The organism is Parapedobacter pyrenivorans (assembly GCF_014636865.1).
Classification (GTDB): Bacteria; Bacteroidota; Bacteroidia; order Sphingobacteriales; family Sphingobacteriaceae; genus Parapedobacter; species Parapedobacter pyrenivorans.
Map to the genome: position 1 here is coordinate 38,648 of NZ_BMER01000003.1, position 13,215 is coordinate 51,862.

Sequence of the window (13,215 nt, forward strand, 5' to 3'; positions counted from 1 at the left end):
GGCTATGCGATCGAAAACTCCTTAGCTGCCAGATAACGCTCGGCTTCCAGAGCCGCCATGCAACCGGTTCCGGCAGCTGTCACAGCCTGGCGATAAATGTGATCCTGTACATCACCACAGGCAAACACCCCCTCAATATTGGTACGCGTGCTATCCGGTTTGGTAATCAGGTAACCGTTCGTATCCATATCCAATATCCCCTGGAATAACTCGGTGTTCGGTTTGTGGCCGATCGCAACGAAGAACCCTGTCACGGGAAGTACCTTCTCCTCGAGTGTCTGGTTGTTGTACACCCTCACCCCCGTTACGTTTTGTCCATCACCTACGATTTCCTTGGTTTCCGAATGATAATGTATCTCGATATTCGGTGTATTCAATACCCGATGCTGCATGGCTTTTGACGCACGGAATTCATCCCTGCGCACCAGCATGTGTACTTTATTGGTCAGCTTGGCCAGGTAAGTAGCTTCTTCTGCTGCCGTATCACCCGCTCCCACGATAGCCACATCCTGCCCCTTAAAAAAGAACCCGTCGCATACCGCACAGGCAGATACCCCGAAGCCGTTGTATTTTTGTTCGCTTTCCAGCCCAAGCCACTTGGCTGTAGCCCCTGTGGCAATGATCACTGTTTCGGCAGTGATGGTCTTCTCCGCATCTACGACTACCTTGTGCACGTCACCAGCGAAATCCACCGAGGTGATGTAACCAAACCGCACATCCGTGCCAAAGCGCTCCGCCTGCTTCCGGAAATCCTCCATCATCTGCGGCCCCTGCACGCCATCCGCATAGCCGGGAAAATTCTCCACGTCTGTGGTTTGCGTAAGCTGGCCGCCCGGTACGATACCCGTATAAAGGACGGGCTTCAAATCAGCCCGTGCGGCATAGATTGCTGCGGTATATCCTGCCGGCCCGGAGCCGATAATCAGGCATTTTACGTGTTCGGTTTCTTGTGACATTGTAATCAATAAAAGTGAAAGGCAAAGGTACAGATTTACACCGCGCAATTCAATAGCCGTTTGTCAAGCATCGGTAAGTATTGCGCCCGCTACTTCCCAAATTTCTCCTGCAGGCTTTTCAGCATATCATCCGTTATCGGGCCTGCCTTCCGCTTAGGACGCTCCTGCTGCTGTGGCCGATGGCTATAACCTTTATCCCGCGCGGGCTGACGGACTTCAGGCGTTGGTTTTGCGGGCATTTCGGGCTTGGGAGCCACTGCACGTTGTTCCTTTTGCTTTGCCCGGAAACGTTGCCATATATTATCCAGACACTTTTTGGTATACATCGGAAAATCGCCCTGCATCATCCACGAATAATAACTGGGTTCCATGGCAAAAACCGCTTCCACTGCACGGCCTTTATGTTTACCGAAATTGAAGACCTCCTCGCCCTGCTCGTTAAATACCATCCGGCCGGCGAAATCCACGGGGCGGCTCAGGTTGGTAAATTGATGCAGCGCTTCTACGTCATTGACTACCGGGATGGACTTATTGCCCGATTTATCTTCCCATTCCGTATCCTGATAGCGGTCCAGCTGTGACTTCAACACTTCGTAGGTCGCTTTCACGTCGTCTTCGGCGCTATGGGCGTTATCGAGGCTCTTATCGCAATAAAAACGGTAAGCGGCTTTCAACGTGCGTTGCTCCATCTGGTGGAAGATATTTTGCACATCCACGAAGAGCCTCCCCTCAAGGGAAAAATCCACGCCCGCACGGATAAACTCCTCCATCAGCATCGGGATGTCGAATTTATTCGAATTGTATCCCGCCAAGTCCGCATCACCGATGAAATCAGCCAATTCTGCTGCCACCTCCTTGAAGGTGGGCGCCTCCTTGATATCGCTATCGTAAATACCGTGGAATACGGACGATTCAACAGGTATCGGAATTTCAGGGTTTATTTTCAGCGTTTTTACCGCTTCGCTACCGTCTGGCGAAACCTTCAGGATAGAAATCTCCACGATGCGGTCTGCGGATAGGTTTATGCCGGTCGTCTCCAGGTCAAAAAAAGCCAGCGGACGTTTTAATTTAAGGTTCATTGTATCAGTTAAAAAGACTACTCGACAATCAACTAAAGATAATTATTCCCAACAGAATACCAACCACCATAATAACATACAGTAGTATTTCATTTCCGGCAAAACGTTTGTATTTCGTCCAAAAGCTATAATCTTCGCTATCCGGCTGTTTGATTTCCATTGTGGGGCAAAGGTAAGGAATATTTTTCATCCAAAGCCTGTGTCGTTTCCATCAATCATCTACGGAAGCTCCTACCAATTGCTTGAACTTCCAAGCCGTTTGATCGTTAACTGGCCCCTGCGTCTGCTTCATGATGATGCCAACTATCCCTTCTTCGGGATCAGCGAAATACTGCGTATTGAAATATCCGCCCCACACAAATGTTCCCTCACCGCCCAGGCCACCTTTGGCCACACCCCCGGCAGTGAGTACACCGAAGGCCAGTCCGTAGTGCTGCTCAGTACCACCGAAGAGGTCGCCCGTCTGGTTGGCCATCATGGTCGCGATGGTGGTGCGGCTCAATATACGCACCCCATTCAGCTCACCGCCGTTGAGGTACAGTTGCAGGAACGTCGCATAGTCTTTCGCCGTGCTGGATAGTCCCGCTCCACCAGAAAAGAAGGCCTTGGCGCCTTTGATGGGATAATCCACGTCATAAAACGTACTCGGATAGTTAGCCCATTTGCCATTTTCCTTTTGCTGAATGGCCACCAAGCGGTCGGCTTTGCTTTCAGGCAGGTAAAACCAGGTATCATCCATGCCCAGCGGATCGAAAAGCCGTTCCCTTAGGAAACGGTCGAATGGCATGCCCGACACCACTTCTACGAAATATCCCAATACATCCAAGCCCATGCTATAAGTGAATTTTTCGCCCGGGTTGTGATGGAGGGGCAATTTAGCCAGTTTCTTTACGATGTCGCCGATGCGCACATCGTCAGTGGTAAACAGGTCGGTGGTACCCGCCTTTTCGTAGATCATCTTCATCCGCTCATCACCGTCGATCACGCCATAGCCCAATCCCGATGTATGGGTAAGCAAATGCCTGATGGTAATTTCCTTATCGGCCGGCCGGGTGGTGTAGCTGGTATCGGTGTAACGGAACGATTGCAGCACCTGCGGATTCTTGAATTCGGGAATGTAGTTTGAGATCGGATCATCCAGCTGGAATTTCCCTTCTTCCCAAAGCATCATTACAGCTGTGGCGGTGATGGCCTTGGTTTGCGAGGCAATGCGAAAAATATCGTCCGTTTGCTGTTTGCGCCCCGCTGCTGCATCCGCTGTACCGAATGCTTTGTGGTACACAATTTTACCGTTGCGGGCTATCAGGGCCACTGCGCCGGGGATATCACCGTCTGTCACGGACTTCTCGAGCATGGCGTCTATCCGGGTTAGCCGTTCGGCCGATATGCCTACGCTGCTTGGCGAAGCCGGGCTAAGCGACGGCGATTTTTTGCTGGATGGTGTTTGTGCATGGAGCGACAACGCAGCTGCAACGAACAAAAATGTGGAAAGGGTTTTCATATTTGGGTATTACCGATGGTTATTTATGGGGGCAAATTAAGGAAATTTGCCCAATCCTGCGTGTATTTTCTCCAATTCGAAAATCATCCGAACGGCATGTGCGCATCCTTGTTGTAAAAGCGCCAACCCATTACTATCAATAAACGGTACACCAACGTTCCTACATCTTTTCAAATAAATAGTATTTTATAGGGGGTTCATAGGGGAATCATAGGGGTTTAATTGGTCAGAATACCTATGAAATTACTCTTATCCATTACTAAAAAGTGGTTTATATTTTAATTAATTAAAGAGATAGTGTACTTTTGGATATAAACCAATTAGGAGACCATACCATGGCAATACTCAGAAACGGGCCCAACGGGGGATTCAGCGGAAAAGTAGGAAGCGTTGTTGGTTACAAATGGAAAGGGAAAGACGTCATCCGCGGATTACCCCGGAAGAACAACCAGCCACGAAGCGAGGCACGGCTTGCCAACGAACAGGCCATGAAACTTATCATGGGGGCGCTTGCACCGCTTAAGGTCTTCATCCGGGCGGGATTCCGGAATGCCGTGGAATCACTGGACATGACCGCATTCAACCTCGCCCTTTCGCTGAATAAAAAGCAGGCCATCAAAGGGGAATACCCCAACCTGGAAATCGAGTGGAGCAAGTTCCGGATCAGCCAGGGCGAATTGCCGGGGCTGGAGGATGTGACCGCAGCCTGGGGGGATAACGGTTTAAAACTCTCCTGGCGGGACGGCACCGGCGCAGCAAATGCATACGGCACCGACAGCCTTTCCGTTGTTGTTTATTCCCACCAGACCGAACTGTGGTACAACTTCCTCAATAATTCGAGCCGCGATGCCCGGCAATGTAATTTGCCTGCTCACGAAAAATGGGCAGGCTCCGAAGTCGAGGTATTCCTTTCCATGGTATCTTTCGGGGGCGGGCTGGTCTCCGACAGCATGCATATCCATGTACCGGCCATCAGCACGTGATGTAACTATCACAGCTCGTACACCATATGCTCACACGCAACCCCTGCATTGCCCAGCAACTGCGCGATCGACTCAGCCTCGAAATCGGGCGATACAACGACGCGGAGAATCCGGTCACAATCTTCCAGATCGAAACTCCATTGCTTGATTGACTCGACGGCCCCGAATAACATGGCCACCTGCTGTACGTGCGCTTGCGTGTGTACGCTGGTCTTGAATATGAATATCTCGGTCATCAGTATGGTATTTTCAGGGTTATTTATTTGATGTATCATCGACGTTATCCTTCTTTTCCGGCGCTTCGTCGACATCCCCCCAACAATGGGATCTCGATCGCATATATGCCCGCACGCGTTCTTTTTCGTCATCGCTCATCCTGTCGAATTTCTGGCGCATGGCTTTCCGCCTGCCCCATGGTCCGCCACCTTTCCCACCGCCACCGCCGAAACCGAACAGGATTTTGCATAAAAAGAACAGCGCCATAGCCTGCCATAACGTAATGGTGCCCACGCCGAATATTACCGGCAGGGTGTAATTCCACAGGTGCATGACGAGGAAACCTACCGCAAAAAGAAACGCGGCCGCAATTATTGGGATTAAAACGAAGCGCATTGGGCTTCTGAATAACTTTCTCATATGATGTTCGTTTAATTACTGCTATTTCAATTACTTTTCTATCAATTCGTCGTAAAAGATTTTCAATCTCTTGCGCAGATGTAATACGGCATAGCGCTTGCGCGACACCAACTTGCCAACCGGCTCGCCGGTGAATGCCGCGATTTCGGCAAACGGAATACTTTCCAGTTCATGCCACACAAACACATCGCGCTGCGCGGCCGGCAACTCATCCAGGGCCCGGTACAATCGTTCCCAAACCATACGCTCCTGGTACTGGGTCTCCGGATTGCTATCTGCCGTGGCGGATAGCGCTTCGAGCTCGGAACTTTCCGGCTGGTCGGACGTTGTCCGTTCCCATGATGATTCGGTCTTTTTCCGCTGTTTATCAATAATCCTGTTGGTCGCTACCCGGTAAAGCCAGCCGCCTACCTGCTCTACGGGGTGGGAATTGATGACCGCACTCAACCGGTACCAGACGTCCTGCAGGATGTCTTCGGCATCGGCGTCGTTCCGCACACGTTTCCGGATGAAGCCAAGCAATCCCTTGCCATAGGAAGCTATGGTTGCGGTGATTTTGCCGTGCTTTTCACTGGTCATTTGCCGTGTGATTAATCGTCATTCCGTTTACCGTTTATTGATATAGACGAACGAGCCGCCAAAACATTTCAAAAAAAATGCATTTTGTTCTTACCTTTGCACCATGCAAGTATACCTGGACAATGCGGCCACCACACCGCTTGACCCTGAGGTCATTAAAACCATGGTCTCGACCATGGAAAACGATTATGGCAACCCCTCGTCTATCCATGCACATGGTAGGCAGGTGAAGACCATGGTAGAAAAAGCCCGCAAAACTGTGGCCGGGCTATTGAATGTATCGCCTTCCGAAATATTTTTCACCTCAGGCGGTACCGAAGCGGATAATACGGCTATCGTAAGGGGAATCATCGACAACGGCCTCACCCATGCGATTACCTCACCACTGGAACACCATGCGGTGCTGCATACCTTGGAGGAAATGGAGAAAAGCGGTGCAATCCGGTTGAGCTTGCTTGCTGTGGATAATAAGGGCAATGTCGACTTGCATCAATTGGAAGAGCTGCTGAAGGAAAATCCACGATCGCTGGTGTCGCTCATGCATGCCAATAATGAAATCGGCACATTAACGGATATCGAATATGTATCGGCGTTGTGCAAGCAGTACCACGCCATCTTCCATTCGGACACGGTGCAGACGATGGGGCACTACGCACATGACCTCACCAAGCTGCAGATCGATTTCGTGACGGGAGCCGCCCACAAATTCCATGGGCCGAAAGGTGTAGGATTCCTCTATGTAAACCACAACACGAAAATCAAGCCGTTTATCTACGGCGGCGCCCAGGAACGCAACATGCGTGGTGGTACGGAAAATGTCTATGGTATCGTCGGACTGGCCAAGGCACTCGAAATTTGCTATAGGGACATGGCCGAACACCAGCAACACATCCAGGGGTTGAAAGACTATATGATTGCGCAACTGAAGGAAAACATCCACGATATCCGCTTCAATGGTGATATGAGCCCGGAAAATAGCCTGTACACGGTGCTTAATGTGTCTTTCCCGTGCACCGATATGGCGGACATGCTGCTATTTAATCTGGATATTTGCGGGATCTCGGCTTCAGGCGGTAGCGCGTGCAGCTCCGGCTCGGATATCGGTTCGCATGTATTGCGTGCGATCGGTGCCGACGCCAAACGGCCCTGTGTCCGGTTTTCATTCTGTAAAAACAACACGAAGCAAGAAATTGACTTTGTAGTAGGCAAGCTCCGTGAGCTCTGCTTGGAAAAGGCATAATCCAATCCATCCAAACAATGGTTTCTTTCGGCTGTTAGATTGGTTATAGTACCAACGAATAAAGGAGGAAAACACCATGGATCCGAAAAAGCCATTTCAAAACCCGGAAGACGAACGGTTTGAACACCCTACTGATGCGTCCAAACTCCACGACGAAGATACGGACGGAGATACCGATGCAACAGACGCGGTAGATGACGCCATAGACAGGGACAGTTATGCCGACCGCAAACATAAGAGAACGCATGACGGACCTGCTGATATCAGCAATCCGGGCACCATCTAATCGTCATCATCATCTATTCCAGCAGCGCTGCGGAACGCTGCTTGCAATTCAGACAAGGCATGCATATCGCGCTTGTTTTTGGCGGCTTGCATGCCTTTTTCATATACCGATATCGCATCGTCTTTCCTGCCCATCGCCTCGTACAGCTTGCCTAAATGGTAATACGTGCCCACGTATTCGGGATGCTTGTCGAGTAGCTCCTCATAGTACCGGAGCGCGGATTCCGTATGGCCTAATTTGAGGTGTTCTGTAGCAAGCGCGTATTTCAAAAAGGGATCGTTGGGACTCTCGTGGAGGAAATCGGTAAGCTGTTGTAGTCGGTGACTCATGCGGCAAATTTACCAATATGAAGTGACAAACAGATGAAATACTATGCTTGCATAATAAAAAAAGTTTACCGAGTTTTGTAGAAAACCAGTTGTCATGAATATATTAGTCTGCATCAGTAACGTTCCGGATACCACATCAAAAATAACCTTCGGCGACGGGAATACCACCCTCAATACCGCGGGGATACAGTACATCGTCAATCCCTATGATGAAATTGCCCTTTCGAAAGCGATTGGTTTGGTGGAGGGTGGCAAGGGCAAGGTAACGGTGATCAATGTGGGTGAAGCCAGTACCGAGGCCACGATCCGTAAAGCGCTGGCTACCGGGGCGGACGAAGCGGTACGCGTGGATGCCGCACCCCGCGATGCTTGGTTTGTGGCCCATCAGATAGCCAGCTATGCTAAGGACAATGCATTCGACCTGATCCTGACAGGTCGCGAGTCGATCGACTACAACGGCAGCCAGGTGGCGGCATTTGTAGGTGAATTGCTGGGCATTCCTTCGGTAACTACGGCAAAGAAACTGGAAATTGAGGACAACACGGCCACGGTGGAACGCGAGATCGAGGGCGGTAAGGAGGTGCTTGCTATTCCGCTGCCGGTGATTGTCGGTACTGCCGAGGGTGTGGCCGAGCCGCGCATACCCAATATGCGGGGCATCATGAGTGCCCGCTCTAAACCCCTGAATGTGATTGAGGCGATATCGGTACCCGTGTTATCGAAGATCGTCAGCTATGAATCGCCCGAACCACGGGGCAACGTATCATTAATCGATGCGGGCGAGGTGGAAAAGTTGGTGGATATCCTGCACAATAAAGCCCGGGTGATCTAGGAAAAACAAAAAAGCAAAACACAGAAAAAACAGCTCAACATGTCAGTTTTAGTATATGCCGAAAGTACAGACGGAAAATTCAAGAAGTCCGTCTTCGAAGTGGTTTCTTACGCCAAGGCCATCGCAGATGCCGTTGGAACGTCGGTAACGGCAATTTCCATCGGCAATGTAGCAGCTGCCGATTTGGCTTCGCTGGGCAACTACGGAGCCTCAACCGTGCTGCATGTCGCTTCGGAGCAGCTCAAGCAATTCGTCAACCAGGCCTATGCTTCGGTAATCGCCGCAGCGGCTCAGCACAGCGGTGCCGACTTGGTGGTCATCTCGAATTCGTTCAGCGGTAAGGGTCTGGCCCCACGTGTGGCGGCCAAATTGGAGGCCGGATTGGCCGATGGTGCCGTAGAACTACCCCAAATCAATGGTGGTGCGATGACGGTGAAAAAAACGGCCTTTTCCGGAAAGGCATTTGCTATTACGGAGCTCACGTCGGCCAAAAAGGTTGTGGCACTCAATCCAAATGCCTTCGAAGTGCGTGAAACGGGTGGCAGTGCCCAAGTGGAGGCGTTCAGCCCGGATATCCCGGCAACAGATCTCACCACGGTGATCCAAGACATTGTCCGGTCGACAGATCAGGTGTCCTTACCGGATGCGGAAATCGTTGTATCGGCCGGCCGCGGTCTTAAGGGCCCGGAAAACTGGGGAATGATCGAGGAATTGGCAGCGGTATTGGGAGCGGCTACAGCATGTTCTAAGCCCGTATCCGACGCCGGGTGGCGACCCCATTCGGAACACGTGGGCCAAACGGGAATTGCGGTCAGCCCGAACCTGTATATTGCCATCGGCATTTCGGGAGCGATCCAGCACCTTGCGGGCGTGAGTGCTTCGAAAACCATCGTTGTGATTAATAAGGATCCGGAAGCGCCATTTTTCAAAGCAGCTGATTACGGTATTGTAGGCGATGCTTTTGAGGTGGTACCCAAGCTTATAGCCGCGATCAAAGCCTATAAAGGCAACTAATCGGTTGGTTTTTCAATAACAATTCGCATCTTTGTATTCCTGCATCAAATCAGGTATGAAGAAGATCAAATTAGATATTGTCGGGCTGTCCTACAGCCAAACCCAGTCGGGAGCTTATGCGTTGGTTTTGGGGGAAATATCCGGGCGGCGCCGGTTACCTATTATCATCGGCGGATTTGAGGCGCAGGCCATCGCCATCGAAATCGAGAAAATGAAGCCGAGCCGACCATTGACCCATGATCTTTTCAAGACGTTTGCCGAGACGTACCATATCCGGATTGATGAGGTGATTATCTACAACCTGGTAGATGGGATTTTCTACGCCAAAATCATCTTCAACGACGGCCAGAAACAAACGGAAATCGATGCTCGGACTTCAGACGCCATTGCATTGGCTGTACGTTTCAAAGCCCCTGTCTATACGTATGAATTCATTCTGGCATCCGCTGGTATCGTGATCGAGGGAAACGACTTCGTATTCCTCGAGAATATCGAATCTGCGGGCGGGAATGACCCCGAAGCCATGGTTTCAAAAGACATTTCTTCGTCGTATTCATCGATGAGCGACGACCAATTGCAGGAAACATTGTCCAAAGCGTTGGCCGATGAGCTGTACGAAAAAGCGGCCCGTATCCGGGACGAAATTACACGACGAAAATCTTCCTAGGTGAACGGACTATGCCGATAAGACTCCGATTGACGGCAATGAACTTCCTTCAATTCTTTATTTGGGGTTCATGGCTGATTTCACTCGGTGGTTACATGGGAAGCCAATTGGGATTTACAGGCCTGCAGATCGGATCGGTTTATTCGACGATGGGTATTGCTTCCGTGTTTATGCCCGGACTATTGGGCATCGTGGCCGATCGGTGGGTCAATGCCGAACGGGTATTCGCGGTTGCGCATTTCATTGCAGCAGGCGCCCTTATCGCGGCAACCCGGGTTACCGATTTCCAGACCTTTTATAGCCTGATGCTGGTTAATTCATTGTTTTACATGCCCACGTTGGCCCTATCCAATTCCGTCTGCTACAATGTACTGACGCGAAAGGGATTCGATGTGGTGAAAGACTTCCCTCCCATCCGCGTGTGGGGAACCGTCGGCTTTATCGTGGCCATGTGGGCGGTGGATTTGATGGGGTGGACCAAGAGCACCAACCAACTTTACCTGGCCGCAGGTGCCGGACTGTTTCTCGGATGCTACGCATTTACCGTACCCCCATCCCCGCCTTACCTGGACGAAACCCGCAAAAAAACACTGGTATCGTCATTGGGACTGGATGCGTTTGTCCTCTTCAAAAAGAAAAACACGGCACTTTTCTTTGTCTTTTCGTTGATGCTGGGCGCCGCCCTGCAAATCACCAATGCCTTCGGAGGGCCGTTTTTGGACGATTTCAAAACCGTATATCCCGACTCCTTCGGCGTGCAGCACCCCAATCTACTGCTTTCCATCTCCCAGATTTCGGAGACTTTTTTCATTCTGCTGATCCCCTTTTTCCTTACCCGCTTCGGTATCCGCAAGGTGATCCTGTTTAGCATCATTGCATGGGTGCTCCGTTTCGCCCTATTCGGATTGGGCAATCCCGACGACAAGCTTTACTTGTTGGTGTTGTCTATGATCATTTATGGGATGGCTTTTGATTTCTTTAATATCTCAGGCTCCCTGTATGTGGAAAAAGTAGCCGAACGGAAAATCCGTTCCAGCGCACAGGGATTATTCATGATCATGACCAATGGCTTCGGTGCTATCATCGGTGGCTACGGCAGCGGCTGGGTGGTAGACCACTTTACCCGGGCGGGCATCAGGGATTGGCCCAGTATCTGGTTTACGTTCGCCGGTTACGCATTGGTACTGGCCGTACTTTTCCTCCTGGTATTCCGCAATAAACGCATCGAGGTGACCTAGCCTTATCGGGTCTTAATTTTGATCAGGCGGTTGTCTATCGGAAGTTGTTCTGTGGTGGCAACGCCAACCAAATCGTGATAACGCGGGAACAACGGGTTCAGCAGGTAATTGTATTCCTTGGGGTTTACAGCAGACCGTAAGCGGATACCCAGGTATTTGGCATCTCGCATCCATTTATCACCAAGACGCTTGTTTTCTAGGTTGCCGAGTTTCATCCATTGTTTCGGATAAGCCGTATCGGGCAAGGTATAAATCAGTTCGGGTGCCCCGTTTATTTCAATACCCATAATGAATAGCTTGGGCGGTATAATGTCCGAATCGAAGTGCACCAAATTCTCGAGATAGGCCAACGAACTGTTCTCACTTGTATACAGCATATAGGTGCCCGGGTTATTCCAGCGCCCCCCAAATGTATACGCACCCGTACCGGAAAGATCGGTGGCACGCTTTTGTGATTTGGCAATCCGGTAGAGGAGCATCAGGAATATACGCCTTCTTCGATACGCCCCAGCACGGTATTGACCAACATCAACCCGGTGGGTGTGTGAAACAAATCAAACGGCCGCATGCCATTCAGCGCCCTGTTGGATGTAGCTAACCAATCACGCACTTTGTCTTCATCTTCAAAAACTTCCATGGCATGCTCCACCACTTTCGCAATTTCAATGATTAGCGACGACGTACGCCGGTCGAGCCGGTCATTGCTTTTCTTGCGCTCAACGGTCTTGATCGACATATCGAGGATGGTTTCCACAAACAACTTACGCGGTACCTGCAAAAAGGCAATCAGTGCATCGAGCGATACCCGCGTTAGCCCGTCATTACCCAATGCGATCAGGTCAAACTCCGTTTTAATACCCGTACCCATCACATCCCGCCCGCCTAAAAGCGATACCACGTCCCAAAACGTCTTCGTCTCTTTCTTATTACCTATAGCCATATGCGACATTTTATCCAAATGTAAGGATAATTTGTCGCTTATTAAAATTTGATTAGCTTATTTTAAACAATGACAACTTTTCTACTATTCCGGTAATCTTAAAAAATAATTGCTAAAAAAATTTGCATATATATCAAAAGATAGTATCTTTGCAGAGCTTAAACATTGTTAATTAACCTTAAAGAACCAAGCCATGAAAACCAAAAAACCAAAATGGAGACATTTCAATCACCTGACTAAAGAAGAATTCGAAAATCCGCTAATGCCGCTTCTCGAATTATGTTGCAGCGCCACGAGCCTGGAGTGCCATCGTAGCGATATCCATCATTTTGCCCGCGCTTCCTGTTGCCATAACACCGGATTTAGCCCAGTCGACTTCAGTGAAATGTACTTTCTCTATAAGCAGCTTTCCAACCATATCGAATTATTGTATCTTCTTATGCATCGCTATTCCGAATGGCAGATCTCATTAACAAGCCCGCTTTACCAATGCGAAGTTCAGGGATTATCGAAGATCATTCACGATGACGATATGTTCGGTGGTACAACCATGCATTTCGAGGCGTTGAGCAAAGCCGAGTTTATGGATTTAAGTGTTTTCATGAACAATTTCTTTAAGTTCAGGTCGCTGCGCAGCTGGCGAGAAACCATGCAGGAACTCATCGAAGCGATTTTCAGCGACGAATCGTTTAGCCAATACCAACACGACGCCCACCAGGTATTCCAATACCTTGATAAACTGGGCGAAGCCGCATTTCTTGCCTATGAACTGCGCGGCAAAGCTTACATGCTGGAGCACCACGCCGACCGCTTCGGCATAAAACGCAAAAAACTGGTTGACATCGAGCCGACTACAACCATTCAATAAAAGCGAGTTATTAATTAATCATCCAACAAATCACTTGAACCATGAAGACCACAAAAAAACTAAACCG

The 13,215-nt window shown here is 49.9% G+C and carries 17 protein-coding genes; 8 read left to right on the plus strand and 9 right to left on the minus strand.

Going from position 1 to position 13,215, the window contains the following annotated elements:
- Window positions 1-2 precede the first annotated feature (2 nt).
- The 3 genes from trxB to IEV98_RS14895 form a co-directional block, all read right to left on the minus strand.
- Window positions 3-956 (minus strand): thioredoxin-disulfide reductase, encoded by a 954-nt coding sequence (gene trxB, locus IEV98_RS14885; RefSeq protein ID WP_188506820.1) that lies wholly within the window; start codon window positions 954-956, stop codon window positions 3-5.
- Window positions 957-1,045: 89 nt separating this feature from the next.
- Entirely contained in the window at window positions 1,046-2,035 is a 990-nt protein-coding gene (locus IEV98_RS14890) for a 3'-5' exonuclease (RefSeq protein WP_188506821.1), read from the minus strand.
- Window positions 2,036-2,246: 211 nt separating this feature from the next.
- On the minus strand, window positions 2,247-3,536 hold the full coding sequence (locus IEV98_RS14895) for a serine hydrolase domain-containing protein (RefSeq protein ID WP_188506822.1): 1,290 nt from the start codon (window positions 3,534-3,536) through the stop codon (window positions 2,247-2,249).
- A 335-nt stretch (window positions 3,537-3,871) separates the two neighbouring features.
- Here IEV98_RS14895 and IEV98_RS14900 point away from each other — a divergent pair, with 335 nt between their 5' ends.
- Window positions 3,872-4,519 carry a DUF6266 family protein gene (locus IEV98_RS14900; protein ID WP_188506823.1) on the plus strand — a complete coding sequence of 216 codons (648 nt, stop codon included), beginning with the start codon at window positions 3,872-3,874 and terminating at the stop codon, window positions 4,517-4,519.
- An 8-nt stretch (window positions 4,520-4,527) separates the two neighbouring features.
- Here IEV98_RS14900 and IEV98_RS14905 read toward each other — a convergent pair whose 3' ends face one another.
- From IEV98_RS14905 to IEV98_RS14915, 3 genes are read right to left on the minus strand one after another with little or no spacing between them, the layout of a single operon-like run.
- Window positions 4,528-4,755 (minus strand): hypothetical protein, encoded by a 228-nt coding sequence (locus IEV98_RS14905; protein ID WP_188506824.1) that lies wholly within the window; start codon window positions 4,753-4,755, stop codon window positions 4,528-4,530.
- Window positions 4,756-4,774: 19 nt separating this feature from the next.
- Window positions 4,775-5,155: a hypothetical protein gene (locus tag IEV98_RS14910; RefSeq protein ID WP_188506825.1), complete on the minus strand. Its 381-nt coding sequence runs from the start codon at window positions 5,153-5,155 to the stop codon at window positions 4,775-4,777.
- Between the two features lie 30 nt (window positions 5,156-5,185).
- The gene (locus tag IEV98_RS14915) at window positions 5,186-5,734 is read right to left on the minus strand and encodes an RNA polymerase sigma factor (RefSeq protein WP_188506826.1); all 549 of its coding nucleotides are present in this window, start codon (window positions 5,732-5,734) and stop codon (window positions 5,186-5,188) included.
- A gap of 103 nt (window positions 5,735-5,837) precedes the next feature.
- Between IEV98_RS14915 and IEV98_RS14920 the strand changes: the two genes are divergently transcribed.
- Together IEV98_RS14920 and IEV98_RS14925 are read left to right on the plus strand one after the other, a co-directional pair.
- Window positions 5,838-6,974, plus strand: coding sequence for a cysteine desulfurase family protein (locus IEV98_RS14920; RefSeq protein WP_188506827.1), 1,137 nt, complete (start codon window positions 5,838-5,840; stop codon window positions 6,972-6,974).
- Between the two features lie 76 nt (window positions 6,975-7,050).
- Window positions 7,051-7,260 carry a hypothetical protein gene (locus tag IEV98_RS14925; RefSeq protein ID WP_188506828.1) on the plus strand — a complete coding sequence of 70 codons (210 nt, stop codon included), beginning with the start codon at window positions 7,051-7,053 and terminating at the stop codon, window positions 7,258-7,260.
- Here the strand turns inward: IEV98_RS14925 and IEV98_RS14930 are convergent.
- Window positions 7,257-7,589, minus strand: coding sequence for a tetratricopeptide repeat protein (locus IEV98_RS14930; protein WP_188506829.1), 333 nt, complete (start codon window positions 7,587-7,589; stop codon window positions 7,257-7,259). The genes IEV98_RS14925 and IEV98_RS14930 overlap by 4 nt on opposite strands.
- A gap of 94 nt (window positions 7,590-7,683) precedes the next feature.
- Here IEV98_RS14930 and IEV98_RS14935 point away from each other — a divergent pair, with 94 nt between their 5' ends.
- Genes IEV98_RS14935 through IEV98_RS14950 form a run of 4 tightly spaced genes read left to right on the plus strand, consistent with a single transcriptional unit; the run spans window position 7,684 to window position 11,340 of the window.
- A complete protein-coding gene (locus IEV98_RS14935) occupies window positions 7,684-8,421 on the plus strand; it encodes an electron transfer flavoprotein subunit beta/FixA family protein (RefSeq protein WP_188506830.1) in 738 nt (245 codons plus the stop codon).
- 39 nt (window positions 8,422-8,460) lie between these two features.
- On the plus strand, window positions 8,461-9,435 hold the full coding sequence (locus IEV98_RS14940; RefSeq protein WP_188506831.1) for an electron transfer flavoprotein subunit alpha/FixB family protein: 975 nt from the start codon (window positions 8,461-8,463) through the stop codon (window positions 9,433-9,435).
- A 55-nt stretch (window positions 9,436-9,490) separates the two neighbouring features.
- Window positions 9,491-10,102: a bifunctional nuclease family protein gene (locus tag IEV98_RS14945; protein WP_188506832.1), complete on the plus strand. Its 612-nt coding sequence runs from the start codon at window positions 9,491-9,493 to the stop codon at window positions 10,100-10,102.
- Between the two features lie 11 nt (window positions 10,103-10,113).
- Complete coding sequence (locus tag IEV98_RS14950; protein WP_188506833.1) at window positions 10,114-11,340, plus strand: nucleoside permease; 1,227 nt, start codon at window positions 10,114-10,116, stop codon at window positions 11,338-11,340.
- Window positions 11,341-11,342: 2 nt separating this feature from the next.
- Here IEV98_RS14950 and IEV98_RS14955 read toward each other — a convergent pair whose 3' ends face one another.
- A complete protein-coding gene (locus tag IEV98_RS14955; RefSeq protein ID WP_188506834.1) occupies window positions 11,343-11,819 on the minus strand; it encodes an RES family NAD+ phosphorylase in 477 nt (158 codons plus the stop codon).
- The gene (locus tag IEV98_RS14960) at window positions 11,819-12,280 is read right to left on the minus strand and encodes an Xre family toxin-antitoxin system antitoxin (RefSeq protein ID WP_188506835.1); all 462 of its coding nucleotides are present in this window, start codon (window positions 12,278-12,280) and stop codon (window positions 11,819-11,821) included. The genes IEV98_RS14955 and IEV98_RS14960 overlap by 1 nt, the downstream gene beginning before the upstream one ends.
- Window positions 12,281-12,473: 193 nt before the next feature.
- Here IEV98_RS14960 and IEV98_RS14965 point away from each other — a divergent pair, with 193 nt between their 5' ends.
- The gene (locus IEV98_RS14965; protein WP_188506836.1) at window positions 12,474-13,148 is read left to right on the plus strand and encodes a hypothetical protein; all 675 of its coding nucleotides are present in this window, start codon (window positions 12,474-12,476) and stop codon (window positions 13,146-13,148) included.
- Window positions 13,149-13,215: the final 67 nt, after the last annotated feature.

Excerpts from the sequence above, each read along its gene's own strand:
- IEV98_RS14905 (WP_188506824.1), bottom strand. The coding sequence starts at position 4,755 with ATGACCGAGATATTCATATTCAAGACCAGCGTACACACGCAAGCGCAC.
- IEV98_RS14955 (WP_188506834.1), bottom strand. The coding sequence starts at position 11,819 with ATGCTCCTCTACCGGATTGCCAAATCACAAAAGCGTGCCACCGATCTT.
- IEV98_RS14925 (WP_188506828.1), top strand. The coding sequence starts at position 7,051 with ATGGATCCGAAAAAGCCATTTCAAAACCCGGAAGACGAACGGTTTGAA.
- IEV98_RS14950 (WP_188506833.1), top strand. The coding sequence starts at position 10,114 with ATGCCGATAAGACTCCGATTGACGGCAATGAACTTCCTTCAATTCTTT.
- IEV98_RS14890 (WP_188506821.1), bottom strand. The coding sequence starts at position 2,035 with ATGAACCTTAAATTAAAACGTCCGCTGGCTTTTTTTGACCTGGAGACG.
- IEV98_RS14900 (WP_188506823.1), top strand. The coding sequence starts at position 3,872 with ATGGCAATACTCAGAAACGGGCCCAACGGGGGATTCAGCGGAAAAGTA.
- IEV98_RS14945 (WP_188506832.1), top strand. The coding sequence starts at position 9,491 with ATGAAGAAGATCAAATTAGATATTGTCGGGCTGTCCTACAGCCAAACC.
- IEV98_RS14935 (WP_188506830.1), top strand. The coding sequence starts at position 7,684 with ATGAATATATTAGTCTGCATCAGTAACGTTCCGGATACCACATCAAAA.
- IEV98_RS14910 (WP_188506825.1), bottom strand. The coding sequence starts at position 5,155 with ATGAGAAAGTTATTCAGAAGCCCAATGCGCTTCGTTTTAATCCCAATA.
- IEV98_RS14930 (WP_188506829.1), bottom strand. The coding sequence starts at position 7,589 with ATGAGTCACCGACTACAACAGCTTACCGATTTCCTCCACGAGAGTCCC.
- IEV98_RS14915 (WP_188506826.1), bottom strand. The coding sequence starts at position 5,734 with ATGACCAGTGAAAAGCACGGCAAAATCACCGCAACCATAGCTTCCTAT.
- IEV98_RS14965 (WP_188506836.1), top strand. The coding sequence starts at position 12,474 with ATGAAAACCAAAAAACCAAAATGGAGACATTTCAATCACCTGACTAAA.
- IEV98_RS14940 (WP_188506831.1), top strand. The coding sequence starts at position 8,461 with ATGTCAGTTTTAGTATATGCCGAAAGTACAGACGGAAAATTCAAGAAG.
- IEV98_RS14895 (WP_188506822.1), bottom strand. The coding sequence starts at position 3,536 with ATGAAAACCCTTTCCACATTTTTGTTCGTTGCAGCTGCGTTGTCGCTC.
- trxB (WP_188506820.1), bottom strand. The coding sequence starts at position 956 with ATGTCACAAGAAACCGAACACGTAAAATGCCTGATTATCGGCTCCGGG.
- IEV98_RS14920 (WP_188506827.1), top strand. The coding sequence starts at position 5,838 with ATGCAAGTATACCTGGACAATGCGGCCACCACACCGCTTGACCCTGAG.
- IEV98_RS14960 (WP_188506835.1), bottom strand. The coding sequence starts at position 12,280 with ATGGCTATAGGTAATAAGAAAGAGACGAAGACGTTTTGGGACGTGGTA.